25 protein-coding genes are annotated in these 23231 nt (G+C 54.8%); 16 read left to right on the top strand and 9 right to left on the bottom strand.

Features of this window, described 5'->3' with window-relative positions:
• Nucleotides 1-118 precede the first annotated feature (118 nt).
• The 3 genes from flgA to flgN all read left to right on the top strand — a co-directional run bounded on the left by flgA (nt 119) and on the right by flgN (nt 1625).
• Nucleotides 119-778 (top strand): flagellar basal body P-ring formation chaperone FlgA, encoded by a 660-nt coding sequence (flgA, locus tag N5J69_RS15520; RefSeq protein WP_279771490.1) that lies wholly within the window; start codon nt 119-121, stop codon nt 776-778.
• 104 nt (nt 779-882) lie between these two features.
• On the top strand, nt 883-1188 hold the full coding sequence (flgM, locus tag N5J69_RS15515; protein ID WP_279771489.1) for a flagellar biosynthesis anti-sigma factor FlgM: 306 nt from the start codon (nt 883-885) through the stop codon (nt 1186-1188).
• Nucleotides 1189-1193: 5 nt separating this feature from the next.
• Nucleotides 1194-1625 (top strand): flagellar export chaperone FlgN, encoded by a 432-nt coding sequence (gene flgN / locus N5J69_RS15510; protein WP_279771488.1) that lies wholly within the window; start codon nt 1194-1196, stop codon nt 1623-1625.
• Between the two features lie 68 nt (nt 1626-1693).
• On the opposite strand, the gene murJ is transcribed toward flgN, so the two are convergent.
• The 4 genes from murJ to rimJ form a co-directional block, all read right to left on the bottom strand.
• Nucleotides 1694-3232, bottom strand: a complete 1539-nt coding sequence (gene murJ, locus N5J69_RS15505; RefSeq protein WP_279771487.1) for a murein biosynthesis integral membrane protein MurJ — start codon at nt 3230-3232, stop codon at nt 1694-1696.
• 120 nt (nt 3233-3352) lie between these two features.
• Nucleotides 3353-4273 (bottom strand): Gfo/Idh/MocA family oxidoreductase, encoded by a 921-nt coding sequence (locus tag N5J69_RS15500; RefSeq protein WP_279771486.1) that lies wholly within the window; start codon nt 4271-4273, stop codon nt 3353-3355.
• Between the two features lies 1 nt (nt 4274).
• The gene (locus N5J69_RS15495) at nt 4275-4913 is read right to left on the bottom strand and encodes a DUF480 domain-containing protein (protein WP_279771485.1); all 639 of its coding nucleotides are present in this window, start codon (nt 4911-4913) and stop codon (nt 4275-4277) included.
• Between the two features lie 13 nt (nt 4914-4926).
• A complete protein-coding gene (rimJ, locus tag N5J69_RS15490) occupies nt 4927-5520 on the bottom strand; it encodes a ribosomal protein S5-alanine N-acetyltransferase (protein WP_013357432.1) in 594 nt (197 codons plus the stop codon).
• 286 nt (nt 5521-5806) lie between these two features.
• On the opposite strand from rimJ, the gene grxB reads away from it, so the two are divergent.
• The 9 genes from grxB (at nt 5807) to N5J69_RS15445 (ending at nt 12192) form a co-directional block, all read left to right on the top strand.
• The gene (gene grxB, locus N5J69_RS15485) at nt 5807-6451 is read left to right on the top strand and encodes a glutaredoxin 2 (RefSeq protein WP_279771483.1); all 645 of its coding nucleotides are present in this window, start codon (nt 5807-5809) and stop codon (nt 6449-6451) included.
• A 115-nt stretch (nt 6452-6566) separates the two neighbouring features.
• Nucleotides 6567-7130, top strand: coding sequence for a lipoprotein (locus N5J69_RS15480; protein ID WP_279771482.1), 564 nt, complete (start codon nt 6567-6569; stop codon nt 7128-7130).
• Between the two features lie 134 nt (nt 7131-7264).
• A complete protein-coding gene (pyrC, locus tag N5J69_RS15475) occupies nt 7265-8308 on the top strand; it encodes a dihydroorotase (protein WP_279771481.1) in 1044 nt (347 codons plus the stop codon).
• A 62-nt stretch (nt 8309-8370) separates the two neighbouring features.
• Nucleotides 8371-8616, top strand: coding sequence for a DNA damage-inducible protein I (dinI, locus tag N5J69_RS15470; RefSeq protein WP_003849907.1), 246 nt, complete (start codon nt 8371-8373; stop codon nt 8614-8616).
• 145 nt (nt 8617-8761) lie between these two features.
• Entirely contained in the window at nt 8762-9034 is a 273-nt protein-coding gene (locus N5J69_RS15465) for a hypothetical protein (protein ID WP_279771480.1), read from the top strand.
• A gap of 246 nt (nt 9035-9280) precedes the next feature.
• The gene (gene bssS, locus N5J69_RS15460; protein WP_279771479.1) at nt 9281-9535 is read left to right on the top strand and encodes a biofilm formation regulator BssS; all 255 of its coding nucleotides are present in this window, start codon (nt 9281-9283) and stop codon (nt 9533-9535) included.
• A 96-nt stretch (nt 9536-9631) separates the two neighbouring features.
• Complete coding sequence (solA, locus tag N5J69_RS15455; RefSeq protein WP_279771478.1) at nt 9632-10744, top strand: N-methyl-L-tryptophan oxidase; 1113 nt, start codon at nt 9632-9634, stop codon at nt 10742-10744.
• Between the two features lie 295 nt (nt 10745-11039).
• A complete protein-coding gene (locus tag N5J69_RS15450; protein WP_279771477.1) occupies nt 11040-11615 on the top strand; it encodes a cytochrome b in 576 nt (191 codons plus the stop codon).
• Nucleotide 11616: 1 nt separating this feature from the next.
• A complete protein-coding gene (locus N5J69_RS15445; RefSeq protein WP_279771476.1) occupies nt 11617-12192 on the top strand; it encodes a YceI family protein in 576 nt (191 codons plus the stop codon).
• Between the two features lie 39 nt (nt 12193-12231).
• On the opposite strand, the gene N5J69_RS15440 is transcribed toward N5J69_RS15445, so the two are convergent.
• A complete protein-coding gene (locus N5J69_RS15440) occupies nt 12232-13281 on the bottom strand; it encodes a rhodanese-related sulfurtransferase (RefSeq protein WP_279771475.1) in 1050 nt (349 codons plus the stop codon).
• 253 nt (nt 13282-13534) lie between these two features.
• Here N5J69_RS15440 and N5J69_RS15435 point away from each other — a divergent pair, with 253 nt between their 5' ends.
• From N5J69_RS15435 to N5J69_RS15425, 3 genes are all read left to right on the top strand, one after another.
• Nucleotides 13535-14458 carry a Kdo(2)-lipid IV(A) acyltransferase gene (locus N5J69_RS15435; RefSeq protein ID WP_279771474.1) on the top strand — a complete coding sequence of 308 codons (924 nt, stop codon included), beginning with the start codon at nt 13535-13537 and terminating at the stop codon, nt 14456-14458.
• A 539-nt stretch (nt 14459-14997) separates the two neighbouring features.
• Complete coding sequence (locus N5J69_RS15430) at nt 14998-15264, top strand: hypothetical protein (protein WP_279771472.1); 267 nt, start codon at nt 14998-15000, stop codon at nt 15262-15264.
• A 130-nt stretch (nt 15265-15394) separates the two neighbouring features.
• Entirely contained in the window at nt 15395-15796 is a 402-nt protein-coding gene (locus N5J69_RS15425) for a MysB family protein (RefSeq protein WP_279771470.1), read from the top strand.
• Here N5J69_RS15425 and N5J69_RS15420 read toward each other — a convergent pair.
• The 3 genes from N5J69_RS15420 to N5J69_RS15410 form a co-directional block, all read right to left on the bottom strand.
• Nucleotides 15787-15999 (bottom strand): YceK/YidQ family lipoprotein, encoded by a 213-nt coding sequence (locus tag N5J69_RS15420; RefSeq protein ID WP_279771469.1) that lies wholly within the window; start codon nt 15997-15999, stop codon nt 15787-15789. The genes N5J69_RS15425 and N5J69_RS15420 overlap by 10 nt on opposite strands.
• A gap of 157 nt (nt 16000-16156) precedes the next feature.
• Nucleotides 16157-18709 (bottom strand): glucans biosynthesis glucosyltransferase MdoH, encoded by a 2553-nt coding sequence (mdoH, locus tag N5J69_RS15415; protein WP_279771468.1) that lies wholly within the window; start codon nt 18707-18709, stop codon nt 16157-16159.
• Nucleotides 18702-20237: a glucan biosynthesis protein G gene (locus tag N5J69_RS15410; RefSeq protein WP_279771621.1), complete on the bottom strand. Its 1536-nt coding sequence runs from the start codon at nt 20235-20237 to the stop codon at nt 18702-18704. Before N5J69_RS15410 ends, mdoH begins: the two co-directional genes overlap by 8 nt.
• A 268-nt stretch (nt 20238-20505) precedes the next feature.
• Here N5J69_RS15410 and mdoC point away from each other — a divergent pair, with 268 nt between their 5' ends.
• Complete coding sequence (mdoC, locus tag N5J69_RS15405; RefSeq protein ID WP_279771467.1) at nt 20506-21639, top strand: glucans biosynthesis protein MdoC; 1134 nt, start codon at nt 20506-20508, stop codon at nt 21637-21639.
• Nucleotides 21640-21756: 117 nt separating this feature from the next.
• Here mdoC and N5J69_RS15400 read toward each other — a convergent pair whose 3' ends face one another.
• The gene (locus N5J69_RS15400; protein ID WP_279771465.1) at nt 21757-23217 is read right to left on the bottom strand and encodes a phospholipase D family protein; all 1461 of its coding nucleotides are present in this window, start codon (nt 23215-23217) and stop codon (nt 21757-21759) included.
• Nucleotides 23218-23231 lie beyond the last annotated feature (14 nt).

Here is a 23231-nt window from a genome sequence, read left to right as displayed (position 1 = left end):
TAATTTGAAAAAGCAAGAGCTCATCGTCTGAATAACGCCTTAAATGACCGCTATTTTGACAATTGAGGATTTTTCTTAACGGGTACACTCGTCGCCATCATCAGTGAGGAAATGCACCATGCGTCGATATCTGACCCTGCTGACCAGCGTGCTGGTCGCGATCGCCCTGCCCGTGTCTGCCGGGGATCTGAATGCACAACTGAACCAGTTTTTTAAAGCCCGTGATGCTCAGCATGCTGAAGGCATGGTGGTGGTGATACGCACACCCAAAGAGCAGTGGCCAGCCTGTGAGGCACCGAAGTTCACCCTGCCCGGCAACAGCCGGTTATGGGGTAACATGAGCGTGGCAGCAAACTGCGATGAGAATCGCCGTTATCTTCAGGTACAGGTTCAGGTCACCGGTTCTTATCTGGTGGCGAACCGGTTGCTGAGCCAGGGCAGCAGCGTCAGCGAAAGTGACTTCACGCTGCAGACCGGTCGCCTTGATACCCTGCCTGCCCGCGCCCTGCTGAATGCAGACTCGGTCGCCGACGCCGTGGTGCTGCGTGATATCCAGCCAGGACAGCCCATTAATCCCTCCACGCTGCGTCAGCCGTGGCGTGTCAGGGCCGGTCAGAATGTGATGGTGATTGCCAGCGGCGACGGCTTTGACGCCAGCGGAGAGGGCAAAGCGCTGAACAACGCCGCCCGCTCGCAGTCGGTTCGGGTAAGGATGGGAAATGGCCAGATTGTCAGCGGTAAAGTGCGCGAGGATGGGAATATTCTTATAACGCTGTAAAGTGTTAAAGAAGCCCGTTGTGTTGCCGATAGAAGAATCAACAAAGCGATAACGCTATTATGATTCAGGTGGCAGACTTCCCCTGACCGTACAGGAGCCCGAATATGAGCATTGACAGAACGCAACCACTGAAACCCGCCAGCACCGTACAGAGCCGCGACAGCAGTGAGTCTGGCAGCACCAAAGTGCGTCAGAGTGCCAGCCCGGTAGCCGCGACGACCCCGGCTGCAGCCCAGGTCAGCCTGAGCAGCGCACAGTCGCAGCTGATGCAACCGAGCAGCAAAGATATTAACGTCGAACGCGTTGAACAACTGAAAACCGCCATTCGCAATGGCGAACTGAAGATGGATACCGGCAAAATCGCCGATGCGCTGATTGCCGACACTAAGGCGTATTTAGAGGGTAATTAATTCCCATGAGTAATTTGCAGACCACATTAGATAAGATGCAGGACGTACTGGCGTCGCTTTCAGCGGTGCTGGAAGAAGAGCAGCAGCAACTGTCAGCAGGCAGCATTAACAGCAACCTGCTGCAGCGTATCACCGAAGATAAAAGTGCGCTGCTCAGCACGCTGAACTATCTGGATGAGATGCGCCGCACCGCTGAACAGAGTCAGGCGACATCGGCACCTTATCGTGGTCAGAACGACATGGCGCGCCGCTGGGACAGCATTCAGCAGCATACCCGTCGTCTGCAGGATGCCAATGTGCATAATGGCATGCTGCTGCAGCATCAGATTCGCTACACCGAAAATGCACTTGAAGTGCTGAAGCCGCATCAGACTCAGGCCTTTTATGGCCCGGATGGAATGGGTAAAGGTCAGGCAACGTTAAGCCGTAAAGCCTGAGCCGAAAAATAGCGAAAAAAAATCCCGCCAGGCGCGGGATTTTTTATTGTCTTGTTTTATGACCAGCCTCAGACCACCGTGCGCCGCGCATAGTCGCGCAGCCGGAAGCCCAGCAGCCCCAGCGCCAGGAAATAGGCCCCGCCGCCAATGGCACAGACCGCCGCCAGACGCAGCAGTCGCCACAGCATTGAGCCCTGTTCCCAGGCTGGCATCCACTGCAGCATGGCAAACAGCGCCCCGGCCATCGCCAGCACGGCGATCAGCAGGCGGAGCAGGAAGCTGCTCCAGCCCGGCTGCGGCATAAAGATATTCTTCTTACGCAGTTGCCAGTAGAGCAGCGACGCATTCAGACAGGCCGCCAGGCCAATCGACAGAGACAGACCGGCATGTTTCAGCGGACCAATAAACGCCAGGTTCATGAGCTGCGTCATAACCAGCGTGACCATCGCAATTTTAACCGGCGTTTTAATGTCCTGGCGGGAATAGAAGCCCGGTGCCAGCACCTTGACCACAATCAGTCCCATCAGTCCGACAGAGTAGGCGATCAGCGCACGCTGCGTCATCAGTGCATCAAACGCGGTGAATTTACCGTACTGGAACAGCGCCACGGTCAGCGGGCCGGAGAGCATACCCAGCGCCACGGCACTCGGCAGCGCCAGCAGGAAGCAGAGGCGCAGCCCCCAGTCCATCAGTCGGGAATATTCGTCATGGTTGCCGCTGGCAAAACTTTTCGCCAGCGACGGCAGCAGAATGGTGCCCAGCGCCACGCCCAGCACACCGGAGGGAAACTCCATCAGGCGATCCGCGTAGTACATCCAGGAAACCGAACCCGAAACCAGAAACGAGGCGAAGATGGTGTTGATGATCAGTGAGATCTGACTGACGGAAACGCCCAGAATAGCGGGTCCCATCTGGCGCATGACCCGCCACACGCCTGCGTCACGCAGATTCAGGCGCGGCAGCACCAGCATTCCCAGCTTCTTCAGGTGAGGAAGCTGATAGCCGAGTTGCAGCACACCGCCCGCGACTACCGCCCAGGCCAGCGCCATCACCGGGGGATGGAAGTGCGGCGCAGCAAACAGCGCAAAGCCAATCATGCTGACATTCAGCAGGGTTGGCGCAAACGCCGGAACCGAGAAGCGATTCCAGGTGTTCAGTACGGCCCCCGCCAGCGAGGCCAGCGAAATCAGCATAATGTAAGGGAACGTCACCCGCAGCAGCGAGCTGGTCAGCGCAAACTTATCGGCACTGTCGGCAAATCCCGGGGCCGTGACCATGATGACCCAGGGCGCAGCGATCATCCCGGCTACCGTGACCAGCGCCAGGGCCAGCGTCAGCAGACCAGAGACGTAAGCCAGAAACAGTTTCGTCGCCTCTTCACCCTGCTTGCTTTTATATTCAGCCAGAATCGGCACAAACGCCTGAGAAAATGCGCCTTCCGCAAAAATACGGCGTAGCAGATTGGGCAGTTTAAACGCAACAAAGAAGGCATCGGTCGCCATTCCGGCACCAAACACCCGCGCCACAATGGCATCACGGGCAAAGCCCAGTACGCGGGAAAACAGGGTCATCGAACTGACCGCTGCCAGCGATTTCAACAAATTCATAATTGACGGCGCATCCTGAAAAGAATCGGCAAAAAAGGAGAATTAGCGCGGGCACCCGAGGTGCCCGGCGACAGTCTACTGCCACGGAGGGAAATGACCAGCACGGAGTGTTACAAGGCGTTATTCCTGCGTCGCCTCACGCCACAGTTTTTCCACCACACGCTGCGCCATCAGGGCCTGCTCACCGCTGGTTTCAGGCTTCGTCTGATTTTGCACGCAGTCGATAAAATGGCGTGCCGCACCGCTGAAACCGCGCTGGGCCAGATGGCTCTGCCAGGCGGGGGGTGGCGTAATCAGCAGGCCGTCACTGCGCTCTTCCTGCCAGTCGCGCATCTCGCTGATGTCGATGCACTTACCGTCACACACCGCGCTCACCCGTTCACGCTGGCTGCCTGCGCGCCGGTGCATACTGGTGGTGATCGTTAAGCCTTCAGCAGCGAAATGGTGTTCGGCATAGCGCATTTGCCCCTGCTCGTTGGTCTCAATACGTCCCTGAATCTGGCGAACAGGCTTGCCGCCCAGCCAGAGGGCGGTGTCCACCACATGCAGGTAGTCATCGAGCAGAGTAAAGCGAAGATCCCGCGGCCCGACGCTGTCGCTGCGGTGTTTTTCGATCCGCAAAGAGGCGGCGTCAGCCATCTCTGCCCGCAGCTGCTGATAGCGCGGGGCAAAGCGGCGGTTAAACGCCACCATCAGTTTACGCTGATGCTTTTCTGCCAGCGCCACCAGCGCCTCAGCCTGCTCCAGGGTTTCAGCCAGCGGCTTGTCGACGCAGACATCTTTTCCTGCCAGCAGCAGCGCCCTGACCACGTCATAGTGCGTGGCGGTGCTGCTGTGGACAAAGACCGCGTCGCAGGCTGCGGCTAAGGCATCCAGCGAGCCAAAGCATTGCATGCGATAGCTGTCGCAGATCGGGCGGGCTTTGGCCTGATTCGGGGAAAATGCGCCCACCAGCGTCCAGTCCGTCGCCGCCGACAGCACCGGCAGCCAGGCTTTCTGCGCGATACCGCCTAATCCCACCACGCCAATCCGTAATGTCATTTCAGCTCTCCGGTTGCAGCAAATGAGTCAGTTGTGCCTGAAGCGCGGCGACCTGCTGCTCCAGCGTGGTGACGCGCGCTGCCAGATCGCGCTGCTCGTCCGGCGCGTCAGCGGCCTGTGGCTGATCGCTTTCATCACCCAGCAGATGCATGAAACGGCTTTCACGCTTGCCCGGCTCACGCACCAGACGGATGACCCGGGCACTGTCGTCACGCTGCAGCAACCCCTCCAGCGTCTGCTCAACGTCGCTGACGTCACTGAATTCGTGCAGACGCCCGCTGCGGGTACGCAGTTCGCCCGGCGTCTGGGGGCCGCGCAGCAGCAGCAGGGTCAGCAGGGCAACTTCTGCGCTGCTCAGCTTCAGGGTGCCAAAAGCCGAGTTACAGAAACGCTGCTCATATTTCACCACCCGCTGTCCGGCGGCGCTGCTGCCGGTGATCAGATGCCGTTTTTCCAGCTGATCGAGCTGATTCTGAACCTCGCTTTCACTCAGCTCCATCACCGGCTCGCGATTCGATTTCTGATTACAGGCGACCACGACGCCATTCAGTGACAGGGGATACTGCTCCGGCGTGGTGACCTGCTTCTCCAGCAGGCAGCCCAGCACGCGCAACGCCTGCGCCGATAAAGCCATCTTCATGCTCACATCCTCATTATTGTCCACGCCGGTCAGGCGTCCATTCCCGCAGGGTTAAGGCGGTCAGCACGTGATCCTGCCAGCGTCCGTCAATCAGCAGATAGTCTTTCGCGTACCCCTCTTTCTCAAAACCGAGTCGCGCCAGCAGATCGCCGCTGCGCTGATTGTGCGGCATGTAGTTCGCCATAATGCGGTGAATATGCTGCTGGCGCTGCATATAGCGGATAGCCGACTGCAACGCTTCGAACATCAGCCCCTGCCCCTGCCACTTTTCACCCAGTGAATAGCCGAGATAGCAGGCGTGGAAGGAACCGCGCAGCACATTGCTGAAGTTCGCCACGCCCCGCACTTCGGTTTCATCGCTGTCCATTAAAATGAAATAAAAGGCCGAACCCTGCTTATGCATGTCGGAAATCAGCCCGAGGCGCGCCTGCCAGCCCGACGGGTAGCAGTGGCTGTCGTCGCGCACCGGCTCCCACGGTTTTAAAAACAGGCGGTTTTCCGAATAGTAATCTGCCATTCGCCAGGCATCACGTTCGTGAACCAGACGGACCACCAGACGATCGGTCGTTAATCGCACCCTGGGCGCGGCAGAACGATAGCCAAACATCCTGACTCCTGAAATCAATGGCTGTTAGTGAAAGCCGTCATTACCCGGCTTTCACTATAACCGCCGCCTGAGCTGCGGTAAAACGTTACAGCGGTTTAGCCATAAAGAGGTTGATTTTACTCTGTTATCGCAGCGAAAACCGTCAGTTCGCCCTGCCCTGGTCGCGCGTCGGACCGGCTGGTTTGCCCTGCAGGGTAATCTCTTCCATACTTTTTAACGCGCCCGAAAACAGGATGAATTGATTCACTCTGTTAAACATCAAACCTGTAAAGTCCGGGAGATCAGGATGAAACTTTATATCTATGACCACTGTCCTTTCTGCGTTAAAGCGCGAATGATTTTTGGTCTGAAAAATAAGCCGGTTGAGCTGGTGGTGATGCTCAACGACGATGAAGAGACGCCAAAACGGCTGATTGGGCAGAAAATGGCGCCGATTCTGCAAAAGCAGGATGGCAGCGCGATGCCTGAGAGCATGGAGATTGTGCATTACGTCGATCAGCAGGATGGCGCGCCACTGATCACCGGTGCGCTGAATCCGGCCATCAGCGACTGGTTGCGTCACATGAACAGCTATGTCAATAAACTGCTGCTGCCACGCATTGCTGAAGCGTCATTTGCCGAATTCGCTACCCCTGAGGCACGGGCCTATTTCCGCAGCAAAAAAAAGAGCATCGGTGATTTCGATACGCTGAAAAGTCACTCGGCAGGCCTGATTAAAAATGTCAGTGAAGATTTGCGCAAGCTGGACAAATGCATCGTTCAGCCCAATGCGGTCAACGGCGAGCTGTCGGAAGATGATTTTAATCTTTTCCCGCTGCTGCGCTCGCTGACGCTGGTCGCCGGTATCGACTGGCCAAGCCGGGTCGCGGACTACCGCGATAACATGGCTAAACAGACCCAGGTCAATCTGCTTTCTTCCATAGCCCATTAGTCCCCCCTCCGATGAGAGACGCAGCGGCGTTTCTCATCCCTTTCCTGATGACACCCGGCACGCATTCAGGCAGGCTATGGCCTGGTAATGGGCTCTGATATTCAGGATAAGAGTGATGAAAAAGGCTTTTTTCGGGCTGACTGCCCTGCTGATGGCGCTGCTGCTAAGTGGCTGTAATCAACTGACGCAATACACCATCAGCGAACAGGAAGTAAACCAGGCGCTGCAGAAGCACAACAACTACGAGAAAGACATTGGGGTGTCCGGGCTGGTTAACGCGCACATCGTGCTGAACAACCTGACCAGCCAGATTGGCCGTGAAGAGCCGGGTAAAGTGACGCTCTCCGGTAACGCAAAAATCAACGTGACCTCGCTGTTTGGCCCGCAGCAGGCCGATATGCAGCTGAAGATGCGTGCCCAGCCGGTCTATGACCCGCAGCAGGGCGCCATTTATCTGCGCGATCTGGAGATTGTTGATGCCCAGGTGGCCCCGGATAAAATGGCCGCCATCATGAAGACGCTGACACCTTACCTGAATCAGTCGCTGAAAAGCTACTTTGATCAAAAACCCGCCTATATGCTCAGCGCTGACCGCAGCAAAGGCGAATCGCTGGCGAAGAAATTCGCCAAAGGCCTGGAAGTGAAGCCTGGCGAACTGGTTATCCCCTTTACGCAATAATCCCGATTTCCGCGCCACCCGGCGCGGATTTTCACGGCCTGCATAAAAAGCAGGTGCAAACGGTTGCCTGAATCCTTATGCTTAGACCCCGGCCAAAACACGCCTTTTGTTTTCCTTCTGCCGGAGCTTCACTGATGACAGCACAACCTCAGCAACTTACCCTGCGTCGCCCTGACGACTGGCATATTCATCTGCGTGACGATGAGATGCTCAAAACGGTCCTGCCCTATACCAGCGCGGTGAATGGTCGTGCCATTGTGATGCCCAACCTTGTGCCCCCGGTAACCAGCGTGGCGGCAGGTGAAGCGTACCGCGATCGCATTCTGGCGGTACTGCCCGCCGATCACGCGTTTACGCCGCTGATGACCTGCTATCTGACCGACTCGCTGGATCCCGATGAGCTTGAGCGCGGTTTCACTTCCGGCCTGTTCACCGCAGCCAAACTCTACCCGGCGCACGCTACCACCAACTCCAGTCATGGCGTGACCAACATCGCTTCGATTGCCCGCGTGCTGGAGCGGATGCAGAAGCTCGGTATGCCACTGCTGATTCATGGCGAAGTGACCGATGCGCATGTCGACATCTTTGATCGTGAAGCCCGGTTTATCGAAACGGTGATGGTGCCGCTGCGCAGCCAGTTTCCGGCACTGAAAGTGGTCATGGAGCACATCACCACGCAGGACGCCGCTGAGTATGTTGCCAGTGCCGATGAGACACTGGGCGCGACCATTACCCCGCAGCATCTGATGTTTAACCGTAACCACATGCTGGTGGGCGGCATTCGTCCGCACCTTTACTGCCTGCCGATCCTCAAGCGTAATGTGCACCAGGAGGCGCTGCGCCGCGTTGTGGCGAGCGGTCATCCGCGCTTCTTCTTAGGCACCGACACCGCGCCGCATCTGCGTCATCTCAAAGAGGCCAGCTGCGGTTGCGCCGGGGTGTTCAATGCGCCGACGTCATTGCCCGCCTACGCCACCGTTTTTGAAGAGCTGAATGCGCTGGAACATTTTGAAGCCTTCTGCTCTGAAAATGGCCCGCGTTTTTACGGTCTGCCGCTGAATGAGGGAACGATCACGCTGGTCCGTGAGCCGTGGCAGGTGCCAGAGTCCATTGCGCTCGGCAGCCACTCGCTGGTGCCGTTCCTGGCCGGTGAAACGCTGAACTGGCGTATCGCATAATTTTACTTGCCTCCGGCAAATGAATACTGTAAATATATACAGTATCTTAACCGGAGGCTATTATGCGCGTTGAAATTACCGTATCCAATACCCGACCTCTTCCTGCTGGTGCGATAGAAGCACTCAGCGATGAATTATCGCGCCGCATTGATGAACAGTTCCCTGACTCGACCAATCACGTCAAGGTTCGTTATGCCAGTGCCAACAATCTCAGCGTGCTGGGCGGTGGAAAAGAGACGCGCGACCAGATCAGCGAGATCCTGCAGCAAACGTGGGAAAGCGCTGACGACTGGTTCATTACTGATTAACCGCCACTGTGCTTTTTTTCCGGGTGTCGCCACCCGGTTTTTTTATCTTTTCTCCCCTCTCGCACTTCCCCCCTCCTGCATCTAGACTCTTAATGATCAATGCCCTATCCTTGCGCTCGTCACGCATAACAGGAGGTGCGACACCATGACTACTGATAAACCGGAAGAGGCGATGACCTTTGGTGAGTTGTTAGCACTGATTGGTGATCAGCAGCGTCGTTTAACGGTGCTGGAAACGGCCTTTTCCAGTCTGATTTTCTGTCTTGACGATCGTGCCAGTCAGCTGCTGGTGCACAATCTGTCGCTGGAAGCCCAAAATCAAAACCATGATGAACAGCTTCAGCAGCACTTTGCCCGTCTGGCAGATACACTGCAAAAGCGCGGCGGCGGCATCGTGCCGGAGACCCCGACGCTGTAAGCCCGCTTATACGGCTCAACCCGCTTTTTGCCTGCTCATTGAATAGTGATAAAAATGCCTGCCCGTCAGGCATTTTATTTTTCAACGCCCTCCTTTCAAACGCGAATATTCTGTGAGAAGCTGACTCACGGCCTTTTTTAAACAGTGATATCCAGGTTTACTGTTATAATTGTTTCGCTATTGGAATAAAAAAGCCGCATTGAACCTCATCATGCACTTCGTTTAACGAGTAATAAGGAGGTTATAATGGACAGAAGAAAAGATGTTATACAGACTCACCCACTGGTGGGCTGGGATATCAGTACCGTTGATAGCTATGACGCCATGATGATCCGCCTGCACTCGCTGTCGTCGCAGGATCAAAAAGAAGAAGAAGCGGATGTTGGCCCGACCTACTGGCTGACAACGGATGTGGCAAGGCAGTTTATCTCGATCCTCGAAGCGGGCATCGCCAAGATAGAATCAGCCGAGCAACCAGAACGACACCTTAACAAGCACTAACGTCTGCCGCATCAAAGAGGCGCCCTCAGGGGTGCCTTTTTCGTTTCTGTTTCTGGTATGCTTTTGATTATCTGTCTCTTATAGAGCTTGGTTACCATGATTTATGATCTTATCGTCGTCGGCAGCGGCTCAGTCGGCGCGGCGGCAGGCTACTATGCCACCCAGGCGGGTTTATCGGTACTGATGATCGACAGCGCCCATCCTCCCCACAATCAGGGTACGCACCATGGCGAGAGCCGGCTGATTCGTCACGCTTACGGTGAAGGCGAACGTTATGTTCCGCTGGTTCTGCGGGCGCAGACGCTGTGGGATGAGCTTGAACAGCGCGCCGGGGAGCGCATCATGCATCGCAGCGGCGTGCTTAACCTTGCCCCGAATCACTCTCCCTTTATCCGCAACGTTATTGACAGCGCGACCCGCTGGCAGCTCAATATCGACGTGATGCAGCCCAATGAAGTGCGTAAGCGCTGGCCGCAAATCAACGTCCCGGAGGGTTATCTGGGCGTCTTTGAGCCACAGTCAGGTTTTCTGAAATGTGAACAGGCGGTTCGCAGCTGGATCCAGCTCGCGGAGCAGGCGGGCTGTGCGCAGCTGTTTAACTGCCCGGTTTCAGAGATTGGTCGTGATGGTGACCTGCAACAGGTCACAACCCTGGATGGCATCTACCGGGGCCGCAAAATGCTGATAAGCGCTGGCACCTGGGTCGGAAAGTTAGTCCCTGACCTGCCGGTCACCCCTACCCGCAAGGTCTTTGCCTGGTATCAGGCAGATGGCCGCTACAGCGAGAATAACAAGTTTCCTGGCTTCACGGTTGAAATGGCAGATGGCAGTCAGTTCTATGGCTTCCCGGCGGATAACAACGCGCTGAAGGTGGGTCGCCATGATGGCGGGCAGGTCATGCAGCAGCCAGCTGACCGTAAACCGTTTGGCGCGGTGGCAGCCGATGGCAGTGAAGCCTTTGGCTTCCTCCGTCAGTTCCTACCCGGCGTCGGCGTCTGTCTGCATGGCGAAGCCTGCAGCTACGATTTCAGCCCGGACGAAGACTTTATTATTGATACGCTGCCGGGTGAACCCAATCGTTTGCTGATAACCGGCCTTAGCGGACACGGCTTTAAATTTGCCAGCGTCTTAGGCGAGCTGGCTGCGGAATTTGCGCAGCAAAAACCGTTCTCCTTTGATCTGACCCCCTTCCGTCTCTCACGTTTCTGACTCTGATAACGGGTGGCATCAGACTGGTGCCGCCCTGCTGACATAATCTGACAAAATCTGACCATTCCTGAAGTAACGATGCCATTTTAATTCGCCCGTAAGGTTAATTCCCGCCATTCTGCGTTGACGAATGCTCCACCAGAAATATCTCATTCAGTAATACTGGTCATCTCACCGCCATTTTATTCAACCTTTTCACGCCTGAAATTTAAATTTATAGAAGCGTAAGGATGATTGCTTTTATATTTCATAATGTGGATGCTTATTTCATATTATTTCTTTATGAAACCACATCATGTTGTTACGTAATACACCTCATCAATATGGACGGGTTGCCGTGCTGCTGCACTGGTCCATGGCGCTGGCAATCTATGCCATGTTTGCGCTGGGATTATGGATGGTCGGCCTCGGTTACTACGACAGCTGGTATCACGACGCGCCGGAAATCCATAAAAGCATCGGCGTCATCCTGTTGCTGACGCTGGTTGTTCGCCTGCTGTGGCGCGTTATTTCACCGCCGCCAAAACCGCTGAGCAGTTATTCCCCACTGGTGCGCATCAGTTCGGCAGTGGCACATCTGCTGCTTTATACCCTGCTGCTGGCTATTTTAATCAGCGGCTATCTGATCTCCACTGCCGATGGCAAACCCATCTCCGTATTTAACTGGTTTACCCTGCCCGCGCTGTTAAGCGGTGCAGGCGAACAGGCTGACCTGGCAGGCGACATCCATCTCTGGCTGGCCTGGACGGTGGTGCTCCTGTCGGTGCTGCATGGTCTGGCTGCCATAAAACATCACGTTATCGATCGCGATACCACTTTAAAACGGATGTCAGGTTTACGATTCCCCTTACCCTCTGAAAAGGATAAATAATATGTTCAAGAAGACCCTGCTGGCGATGACCGGTGCCAGCCTGCTGCTCGGCGCAATGACCGCCAGCGCTGCGGACTACAAAATCGATAAAGAAGGCCAGCACGCTTTTATTCAGTTCCGCATTCAGCATCTGGGTTACAGCTGGCTCTACGGTACTTTTAAAGATTTTGATGGCAGCTTCACCTTTGATGAGAAGAACCCAGCTGCAGATAAAGTCGACGTGACCATTAACACCAGCAGCGTTGATACCAATCATGCGGAACGTGACAAGCACCTGCGCAGCGCTGACTTCCTGAACAGCAGCAAAAATCCGCAGGCCACGTTCAAATCCACTGCAGTGAAGAAAGAGGGTGATGAGCTGAAGATTACCGGCGATCTCACGCTGAATGGCGTGACTAAACCGGTGACGCTGGAGGCGAAAATGCTGGGTGAAGGAAAAGATCCGTGGGGCGGTTACCGCGCAGGCTTTGAAGCAGAAGGTGAAATTGCACTGAAAGATTTCAACATCACTAAAGATCTGGGGCCCGCTTCGCAGAAGGTTGAGCTGATGATCTCGGTTGAAGGTGTGCGCCAGTAAAACAGCAAGCCGCCTGAAGCTGACTTCAGGCGGCCACGCTTATTTCTTCAGCGGCGAAGGAATGGTCATGTTCAACAGGCCACGCGACTTGTTAAAGATCTTGTTGCCATTCTCACGTCCTGCCCGGCGAGCGCGCTGCTCTTCCGGTGAGAGTTTTGCCTCTTCCTGACAGATCGGGCTACAGCAGTTCTCAAACTTCTCTGCACAGCTTTTGCACTGAATAAACAGCAGATGACAGCCGTCATTCACGCAATTGACGTGGGTATCGCAGGGTTCACCGCACTGGTGACAGTTCGACAGCACGTCGTCAGAGATTCGCTCACCCATGCGCTCGTCAAAGACGAAGTTTTTGCCTTTGAAGCGTACCGGTAATCCCTGCTCGCGGGCACGTCGGGCATACTCGATGATCCCGCCTTCAATGTGGTAAACATCCTCGAAGCCGTTATGCCGCATCCAGGCACTGGCCTTTTCACAGCGGATCCCGCCAGTGCAGTACATCACGATCTTTTTGCCTTTCTGATCCTGCAGCATATCAACAGCCATCGGCAGCTGATCGCGGAAGGTGTCAGCAGGCACTTCCAGCGCATTGTCAAAGCGGCCCACTTCATATTCGTAATGGTTACGCATATCGACGAAGAGTGCGTCAGGATCGTCCAGCATGGCGTTAACTTCAGCCGCCTTCAGGTATTGGCCTACATCGCTGGCATCAAAACTGGCGTCGTCGATGCCGTCCGCGACAATGCGATCGCGCACTTTCAGACGGAGCACCCAGAATGATTTTCCATCATCATCAAGCGCAATATTCATTCGCAGGTTGTTCAGCGCCGGATCGAAGCCATACAGCCAGTCTTTCATTTTTTCATACTGGCTGGCGGGCACGCTGATCTGCGCATTGATCCCTTCGTGCGCCACATAGACGCGGCCAAAGACCTTAAGCGATGTCAGGCCAAGGTAGAGCGCGTCACGAAAAGCTTTGGGATCGGCAATCTGGAAATATTTATAAAAAGAGACAGTGGTGCGCGGCTCGGTTTCAGCCAGCATGCGCGCCTTCAGCTCTTTATTGGAAACGAGGTTATGTAACACTGGCATGGTGTTCTTTCCTGTTATCAATAGGAGAAATTTAGCGCGCACATGATACCTGATTTCACCGGGATGCAAAGGCCACCGTCAGAATTGATTCTGGATTGCTGGTTTTTTACGCACTCTCTGGCTGGTTAACGCCAGCCTGCCGTTGCCTGTTCTGTCGGTGATATTTATACGCACGATAAAAACTGGCACAATGGCGGAAATCAATGAGATATCAGCACCGAACGGTGCGCGACGCAGGAAAATTAACCTTCACATGACCCAGTTGCCTCAGTTTTCACGAGAACTGCTTCACCCGCGCTATTGGCTGACCTGGCTGGGTGTCGCTTCTCTTTATCTTTTGGTGCTACTTCCCTATCCCCTGCTTTATGTTCTCGGCTGCAATATTGGCCGTATTGGGATGCGTTTTATGACGCGCCGCGTCAATATTGCCCGGCGTAATCTGGAACTAACGTTTCCGGATATGCCGGCGAGCGACCGGGAAGCGATGGTTAAGCACAACTTCGAATCGGTCGGCATGGGATTAATTGAAACCGGTATGGCGTGGTTCTGGCCGGACTGGCGCATCAACAAATGGCATACGCCTTCGGGTCTGGAGCATATCCAGCAGGCCCGCGACAGTCAGCGAGGCGTGCTGCTCATCGGGATGCACTTTCTGACGCTGGAGATTGGCGCCCGCATGTTTGGTATCCATAATCCCGGCATTGGCGTCTATCGCCCCAATGACAACAAACTGATCGACTGGCTGCAGGTAAAAGGCCGGATGCGGTCGAATAAAAGCATGATCGACCGTAAAGATCTCAAAGGCATGATCCGCGCCCTGAAGCACGGCGACATAATCTGGTATGCACCCGATCACGATTATGGCCCCCGCAGCAGCGTCTTTGTGCCGTTCTTTGCCGTGGAAAAAGCGGCAACGACGGTGGGTACGCATCTGCTGATCCGCACAGGTAAACCGGCGGTGATCCCTTTTGTACCGCGTCGTCTGCCTGGCGGCCGGGGTTATGAACTGATGATATTGCCTGACATCAGCGGTGAATTTACGCTGGAGAGCGATGAAGTAACCGCAGCCAGGATGAATAAAGTGGTTGAGGAGGGCGTGCTGCTGGCACCGGAACAGTACATGTGGCTCCACCGTCGCTTTAAAACACGTCCCGAAGGTGAACCTTCACGTTATTAATCAGTTCGCGCTAAATGACTGCCTGTCATTTAGCGCTTTCTTTCCCGACTCGCTGTTTAATAAATCAGTTGCTCATCACAGACGAATCCTTTCAGCACTTCAGCAGGGCCAGTTATTAATGCTGGAGCATGTCCGGGATATTATTTCTTGCAGCTTACCGTTACTGCCGCTAATCAATTAACCGAGCGGGAAGCCGTATTTTCTCACTGCGGCGTTTTATTAATTAATATTGCAGCAATCGGTGTTTAATTTTATATGGCGCTGTTTATTGCTTATTCCAGGCCTAATCCTATTTAGCGGGTCTTAATGGTGTTTCTGCGCTTATGAATTGATAAAAATCAACTTACTTTACAATCAATTAGTCCATTCATCGGGCTTATATTCCATTTTGGCTTTTTTTAACGCACTGATAGACCGTTATGGAATTTGAAGTCGTTCAGGCTTATCGGTAATTTCGTTTGTAACAGTCAGGCTTTTAACGGCTCTGGCCAAAATTATAAAAAAGACAATACACAGCAACCTCTAACGGGACATATTATATGAACAAAGGTCTCTACTATTACGTTACTATCGGTACCGATCAGGAAAATTATCATTTCCTTCATCAAAAAGGGTGCAAACGTCTTCCCGATAAAGAAGATCTGATATTTATCGGCACGTTATATAATCTGAGTCAGGCCCTGTCGATCGCCAGAATTAATTTTAAGAAAGTAAAGCCCTGTATAAAATGTTGTATCCGTTACTCAGCACCAGTGATTCATGAGTCCGTTCAGCCCGTTCTGCACTTTCCGCAAAAGATGATCTGACTCTGGCTGGCGGGAAATGACGTATTTCCCGCCAGTTGCACCGCCCTTCCCTTTCCCTCCCTCAGATTTCGTCTATCCTTCACTGAAATCAAATTAATCCGTAGGCAATGAACCCGTAAGGAGAAGAGCGATGAGCATGTACAGTACGTTAGAGGAAGCGATTGATGCTGCACGTGAGGAGTTCCTCGCTAACAACCCTGAAGTGGATGAAGAAGACGTCTCGATCGGCCAGTTTGGCCTGCAGAAGTATGTGATGCAGGATGGCGATATCATGTGGCAGGCTGAGTTCCTGGCAGAGGAAGGTGATGCGGGTGAATGCCTGCCTTTCCGCAGCGGTGAAGGCGCACAGGCAATTTTTGATGCAGACTTTGATGAAGTGGAGCTGCGTCAGGAGTGGTTAGCGGAAAATACGCTGCATGAGTGGGATGATGGCGAGTTTCAGCTGGAGCCGCCGCTTGACACCGAAGAAGGTGAAGCTGCGGCGCAAGAGTGGGAGGATGATAACAGCGACTCCGATCGCAGTTACTCGTAAGGACCGTGACTGGCATCCACTGGTAACAGGAGGGTGTCAACCACCAGCGACAGGGGCAGATCAAGGATGGTCAGCACCCGCCACCCGCTGTCGCGCACATCCCACTGCACGCCGGGATAATACTGATTACCGTGCCCCTGTCCGGGCACGGTACGGCTGATAATACTGCCGCACCCGCTTAAACAGAACACAGCCGTCATCATAACGCCTGCTTTTAAAAACCCTTTCACCACTGATACCCGCCCTGAACAGCCGTTGAAATCGTCACACGCGGCCTGCGGTGACTGCCAGCTCTGAATTTATCATCCTGCTGCTGTTTTAATCCGATAAAAAAAGCGGCATCGCTGCCGCTTTTTCAGATTACGCGTTTTTTGCCAGCGCGTGAGGGTTAAGCGTGAGTTTCTGATAACTCTCTACCCACTGATGATACTTGTCCGCATTTTCCCACAGTCGGGTGTGAACACGGGCCAGCACCACCGGATCGCTGATTAACTGCAGACGCTGATCGCGGTTCAGTTTATCCGGGGCATCACTCAGAGCCTGATCCACACGGCGGTCACGGGCATAGTCCAGTAACTGACTCTGCTTGTGGCGCGATGTTGCCAGGGCCGTTGCCAGTGCGTTGAAAGCGGGATGGAACAGGGCATGCATAAAGCCATTTTCCAGCGCACGCTCGCGGTTCAGCTGCACATAGCGATCGGTATCCACCAGCTCCTGCGGCGGTGCGTACTCTTCCGGGATCAGGAACAGCTTCGCTTTCTTGCTCTTAAGACCCAATGTTGCCCGGCTCGACATGACCGAGACAAACGGCGACAGGATCAGCGAGAAGACAATCGGTGCCAGCCACCACAGGAAGTTGAGATCCAGCAGTCCCATACCAATTGCCCACACCAGACCCAGTGCCATCTGCGAACCGTGACGTTTGAACGCCTCGCTCCACGGGGTCGCATCGTCATCACGCTGTGGCGAGTTCCACACCACTTCCCAGCCAAGGAAAGCACTGACCACAAACACCGTGTGGAACAGCATACGTACCGGTGCCAGCAGCACCGAGAACAGCGTTTCCAGCACCAGTGAAGCCAGCAGGCGCAGCGGACCACCGTAGGCTTTTGATCCTTTAAACCAGATCAACACCACACTCAGCATCTTCGGCAGGAACAACAGCACCATCGTGGTTGAGAAGAGCGCGATGGCCAGCTCCGGACGCCACTGCGGCCAGACCGGGAACAGCTGCCGTGGTTGCAGGAAGTAGGTCGGTTCCATCAGCGTATGCACCACCTGCAAGGCAGTAGACAGCGCCAGGAACATAAACCACAGCGGTGCCGACAGGTAGGACATGACACCGGTCAGGAACACCGCACGGTGAACCGGGTGCATACCTTTAACCAGGAACAGGCGGAAGTTCATCAGGTTACCGTGACACCAGCGGCGGTCACGCTTCAGCTCATCCAGCAGGTTCGGTGGCAGCTCTTCATAGGAACCCGGCAGGTCATAGGCAATCCAGACGCCCCAGCCTGCACGACGCATCAGCGCGGCTTCAACAAAGTCATGCGACATGATCGAACCGGCAAAGGAGCCTTCACCCGGTAACGGTGCCAGCGCACAGTGCTCAATAAAGGGCTTCACGCGGATAATGGCGTTGTGACCCCAGTAGTGAGACTCGCCCAGCTGCCAGAAGTGCAGACCGGCAGTAAACAGCGGACCGTAGACGCGGGTCGCAAACTGCTGACAGCGCGCATAGAGCGTATCCATACCCGAAGCTTTCGGCGACGACTGGATGATACCGGCATTCGGGTTCGCATCCATCATACGCACCAGACCGGTAAGACACTCTCCGCTCATGACGCTGTCGGCGTCCAGCACCACCATATAGCTGTAGTTGCTGCCCCAGCGGCGGCAGAAGTCATCGATGTTACCGCTTTTACGCTTCACGCGACGACGACGACGGCGATAGAAAATCTTGCCTGCCCCGCCAACATCCCGCACCAGTTCCATCCAGGCTTTCTGCTCGGCAATGGCGATATCCGCGTCGTAACTGTCGCTGAGAATGTAGACGTCGAAGTGTTCAGCGTTACCGGTGCGCACCACAGACTCCCAGGTGGCACGCAGTCCCGCGTAGACACGTTCGACGTCTTCATTACAGATTGGCATGATCAGCGCAGTGCGATGGGCCGGATTCAGCGGCTCATCCCCGACAGTCGAGTAGGAGATGCTGTACTTATCGCGGCCAATCAGCAGTTGCAGGAAGCCCATCAGGGCGGTCCAGAAACCCGCCGAAACCCAGCAGAACAGGATGGCGAACAGGAACAGGATGCCGGTCTGCAATACATAAGGCAGGATCTGCATCACGGACTGCTGCCAGTTCTGATTGATCATCTCCATCGGGTCGAGCAGCGTCCAGCCCTGATAGGGCAGAATGCTTTTCATGTACCAGGTGGCGACCACGGTCTGGAAAATGGTCAGGATGAGCAGGATGTAGCGGCGAATCGAACCGACATGACGCCATTTCTCTTCGGCACGCTGCTCTTCCGCATTGGCATAACGCGGCACCGATTTGTGTCCACGCAGTGAGTCCCAGGCACGGGCAACCGGGTTGGTACGCCAGGCTTCCGGGAACATCAGTGAGCGTTTGACCTTCGGCATCGCCTTCAGCGTGGTGCGGTCGAGGTAATCTTTACCCAGCTGCTGACCGTCGGCCAGCGAATCGGGCCAGGCCATTTCGACCCGCGACGAGACCGATTTTAACGGCGCATCATCGGGGCGATCACTGGCTGCGACATCCCTGCCCAGCGCGTCATGGATGAAGTGGAACTCGCCGGCATTCTGCAATGAGACGCTCAGGCGGGCCTTCCCTGCCGCATCCAGCGGCAGAGATTCCACATAACGTTGAGGTGTAAAAGTCGATTTATTCATTGGCAGGTAACTGATAGCTCCAGGTTTCCGTCAATGTCTTGTCGCCGCTAACCAGCGCTGCACGCATTTCGGTGGCCTGTTTGGCGTCTTTCACACGCAGACGCAACACCAGACGCCAGCCTTTGGTGACCGGGTTATAACGTACGCTCTGCTCAACCACATCAGCATTTTTACCGACGCTGACCTGCGGTGCCACCTGACTGTTTTCCGCCATCTTGCTCATGTCTTTACCCACGAAGTCGATGGTGAAGGCCACGGTGCCATCCGGCTGACGCACCAGATTTGACTGCTTGACGTCACCCGCTGAACGCAGGGTGTTTTTGACCCAGGCCGTGTCATTGGAGTGCAGCTGGTTTTCGTCGCGCGAGAAGTGCAGACGATATTTGAAATTCATCTCTTTGCCAGGTTCTGGCAGCGTTTCTGGCGTCCAGAACGCAACGATGTTGTCGTTGGTTTCATCTGCCGTCGGGATTTCAACCAGTTCAACCCGGCCTTTACCCCAGTCGCCGACAGGCTCAACCCAGCCGCTTGGACGCAGGTCGTAGCGGTCATCAAGATCCTGATAGTTGTTGAAGTCACGCCCACGCTGCAGCAGACCAAACCCTTTTGGATTCTCAATGGTGTAAGTGCTCACCGCCAGATGACGCGGGTTATTCAGCGGACGCCAAATCCACTCCCCGTTGCCATTGTGGATGGAGAGACCGTCAGAGTCGTGCAGGGCCGGACGGAAGTTATTCACGGTGGACGGCTGGTTCTGACCAAACAGGAACATACTGGTCAGCGGTGCAATACCCAGTTTGCCGACGTTATCACGCAGGTAAACTTTTGACTGCACATCAACCGTTGACGCTTCACCCGGATGCAGCACAAAGCGATACGCACCCGTCGCGCGCGGCGAATCGAGCAGTGCATAGATCACCAGCTGTTTGTCCTGTGGCTTCGGACGTTCAATCCAGAACTCTTTGAAACGCGGGAACTCTTCACCGGACGGCAGCGCCGTATCGATAGCAAGCCCACGCGCCGACAGGCCATACACCTGACCGGCACCGATCACACGGAAGTAGCTGGCCCCCAGGAAGCTGGCAATCTCATCGTTTTTACCCTTGTTGTTAAGAGGGTAAAGCACTTTGAAGCCGGCAAAACCGAGGTTTTTTACTGCATCCGCGTCATGTTTTACATTACCGAAATTAAAATAATCGGGGTTGTATTTAATCTCGCGCACCGCGCTGGCGGTCACTTCGTTAATCTGCACCGGGGTATCGAAATACATGCCCTGATGATAGAACTCCAGCTTGAATGGCGTGCGCAGTTTTCCCCAATACGCTTTATCGTGGTTAAACTGGATCTGCTGATAATCAGCAAATTTCATTTCACGAAATTGAGAGGGTAAATTGCTTTTAGGCGCTTCGAAGCTTTTCCCTGCCAACGCTTTGGCTTGTTTTGCAACATCATCGATGTTAAACGCCCAACTGTTATTAGCGTACAACGCCAGCAGAACCGCAGTACCAATCCAGCGTACCTTCATCAGTCCGGCTTTATTTTTTTCTTTAGTCAGCACATCCCCCCCTTTCGTGTGCTTAAATCAAACCCGTTTATCTTAAAGGATTATTCGGTTTTCCGACAGCTTATGCGCAACATTGTTCCCGCATTTCGCCAGGCTTAACGCTACTTTTAGGACAATTAGACACTACGGATTCCACTGATAGTATACCCGGTTTATCCCAGGTAGAATTTTGTCTGAGCATAATCCGGTTTCAGGGTGAAACTGGCCAAACGTACAAACGAACTGGAACTTTATGAGTACTGTAAAACCTGAACGTGAATACTTCCTCGACTCCATCCGCGCCTATCTGATGTTACTGGGGGTCCCGTTTCACGTTTCCCTCATTTACTCAGCGCAGAAATGGGCAGTAAACAGCCACGAGGCCTCGTTATGGCTGACGTTGCTGAATGATTTTATTCATGCGTTTCGTATGCAGGTCTTTTTTGTCATCTCGGGCTACTTTTCCTACATGCTTTATCTGCGCTACCAGCCGCGACACTTCCTGAAGGTGCGTCTGGAACGTGTGGGGATCCCCCTTCTCACCGCCGTCCCGCTGATCACGCTGCCGCAGTTTTTCATGCTGAAAGCGTGGACCGATAAACTGGCTGACTGGCCCCGTTTCACCCCCTATCAGAAGTTTAATAACCTGATGTGGGAGCTGATTTCACACCTGTGGTTCCTGGTGGTGCTGGTGGTGCTGACGACGCTGGGCATGGTGACCTTCCGCTGGTTGCGCGATCAGCATCGCACCATTGATTACACGCGGGTGGGCTGGGGTGCCCTTACCGCTGGCGTGCTGGCGTGGGCGCTGGTCTGGTGTGTATTCCGCCGTCTGGTGTTTATGTTCCAGCCCGCCTGGCTGATGGATGGTCTGTTCAATATCATCGTGATGCAGACACTTTTCTATCTGCCGTTCTTTATGCTGGGGGCGCTGGCGTGGAAACATCCGCCGCTGAAGCAGCTGTTTGTGCGTTTTAACCCGGTGATGTGGACAGGGGCACTGCTGCTGTTTGCTGCCTACTGTACCAATCAGCGTCTGAGCAGTGGCGAGGGCTGGTTATATGAGCTGGATGCCATTATCTCGACGCTGATGGGACTTTGCATGCTGAATGTCTGCTTCTGCTTTGGTCACAAACTGCTGAACGCGCATTCGCCCCGCATCATGTATCTGGTCAATGCATCACTGTTTATCTATCTGGTGCATCATCCGCTGACGCTGCTGTATGGCATTTACGTTACGCCGCGCATTGAAAACAACACGCTGGGCTTCTTTGTTGGCCTGCTGATGGTGTTTGGCATTGCGTTTCTGCTGTATGAGATTCACCTGCGCATTCCGCTGCTGCGGTTCCTGTTCTCCGGGAAGTTTGAGCGCAAGCAGGCCGGATAAGCGTACTAACGGTGTTGCCTGAAAACCGCTGACAACTCAAGGCGATGGGACCACATTCTCATCGCTTTGCGTCCAGCGAGCAGGCTCAGAGAGCCCGCTGCGGTGAACACGCCAGACTTACAGCAGCCACTCAATCGGCAGCCGCCACACTAACCGCACCTGCAGCCGCTGCCACCAGGAGCAGCCGGGTTCATGCTTGTGCACTTTCTGCTGCGGCTCATCCGGATACTCCAGCCAGTTGACCCGTCCCCACTTATCCAGCCGCAGGGTCCATGCCCGATCGCGCATCGACTGGCTGAAGCGCTGATGCGTTTCTCCGGCCAGCGCCGCACTTTCAATGACCAGCCCCATTTCGGTATTCAGCACCGCCGAACGGGGATCGAAGTTAAACGAGCCGATAAACAGCGTCTTTTGGTCAACCGAAAACGTTTTGGCATGCAGGCTGGAGCCAGAATTACCGGTCAATCCCCGGTCATGCGGTGCTTCAGGCACACCTGCCTGCGGTTTGAGCTCATAGAGCGCGATGCCGTGGCGCAGCAACTTTTTGCGCCATTTGGCATAGCCTGCATGGACAATCGACACATCGTTGGCCGCCAGCGAGTTAGTCAGAATGGCAATTTTTACCCCTTTGCGCTTCAGCGCCAGCAGCTGGGCGACGCCTGCGCGGGTCGGGACAAAGTAGGCCGAAATGATGTCGAACTGCTGCTGTGGCGTGCCAATCACCTCCAGCATCCGCTGCGGCAGCAGGCTCCTGGCACGCGCTTTGCCCAGTCCTTTGCGGGGATCATCACTCAGCAGACGCGCTTTTGCCCAGGTCAGGTCCAGCGTGCCCTCTTCCAGCTCCTGCAACAGCGATGAATGTTCCAGCCGTTGCAGATAGCGCTTCACCGGTTCACTGTGACGCCATTCTGCTGGCAGACTCACGCTGTCTTCTTCCGGTGCCTCTTCATCCAGCACCGTCTGCAGCGTTGATACCGGTTTACTGTGCCAGTAGCGCTCAAAATCCTCGGCCACCTCTTTCACGACCGGGCCAATCGCCATTACGTCGAGATCGGCAAACAGCGGTTCATTGCCGGTGCCGAAATATTCGTCGCCGATATTGCGTCCACCGACCACGGTCGTTACGCCATCCACCGTAAAACTTTTGTTGTGCATGCGGCGATTCAGACGCGCAAAATCGGTGAGATAGCCCAGCGCACGCAGGGTGCGAAAAGAGAACGGGTTAAACAGCCGGACCTCAATACCGGGATGGCGGTTGAGCTGGGCCAGCGTGTCGTCCAGGCCGGGTGTATTGTTGTCATCCAGCAGCAGCCGTACCTTCACGCCGCGCCGGGCAGCCTCCAGTACGGCACTGAACAGCAACCGGCCGGAAAGGTCGTTTTGCCAGATGTAATACTGAATATCGAGTGAACGTTCCGCTTTTTGCATCAGCAGATAGCGGGCAGCAAAAGCATCCAGCCCATCGCTCAGCTGATGAACACCGCTCAGCCCCGGATGGCGCTGACACTGCGGCGTCAGCCGGGTTTCCAGCCAGCTGGTCTGTTCGGATGGCTGCGAGAGCTCAAACGCTTCGGTCATGACAATTCCCTGTT

Source organism: Pantoea sp. GD03673, from assembly GCF_029844725.1.
Classification (GTDB): domain Bacteria; phylum Pseudomonadota; class Gammaproteobacteria; order Enterobacterales; family Enterobacteriaceae; genus Pantoea.
This window is presented reverse-complemented; position numbering and strand designations above follow the sequence as displayed.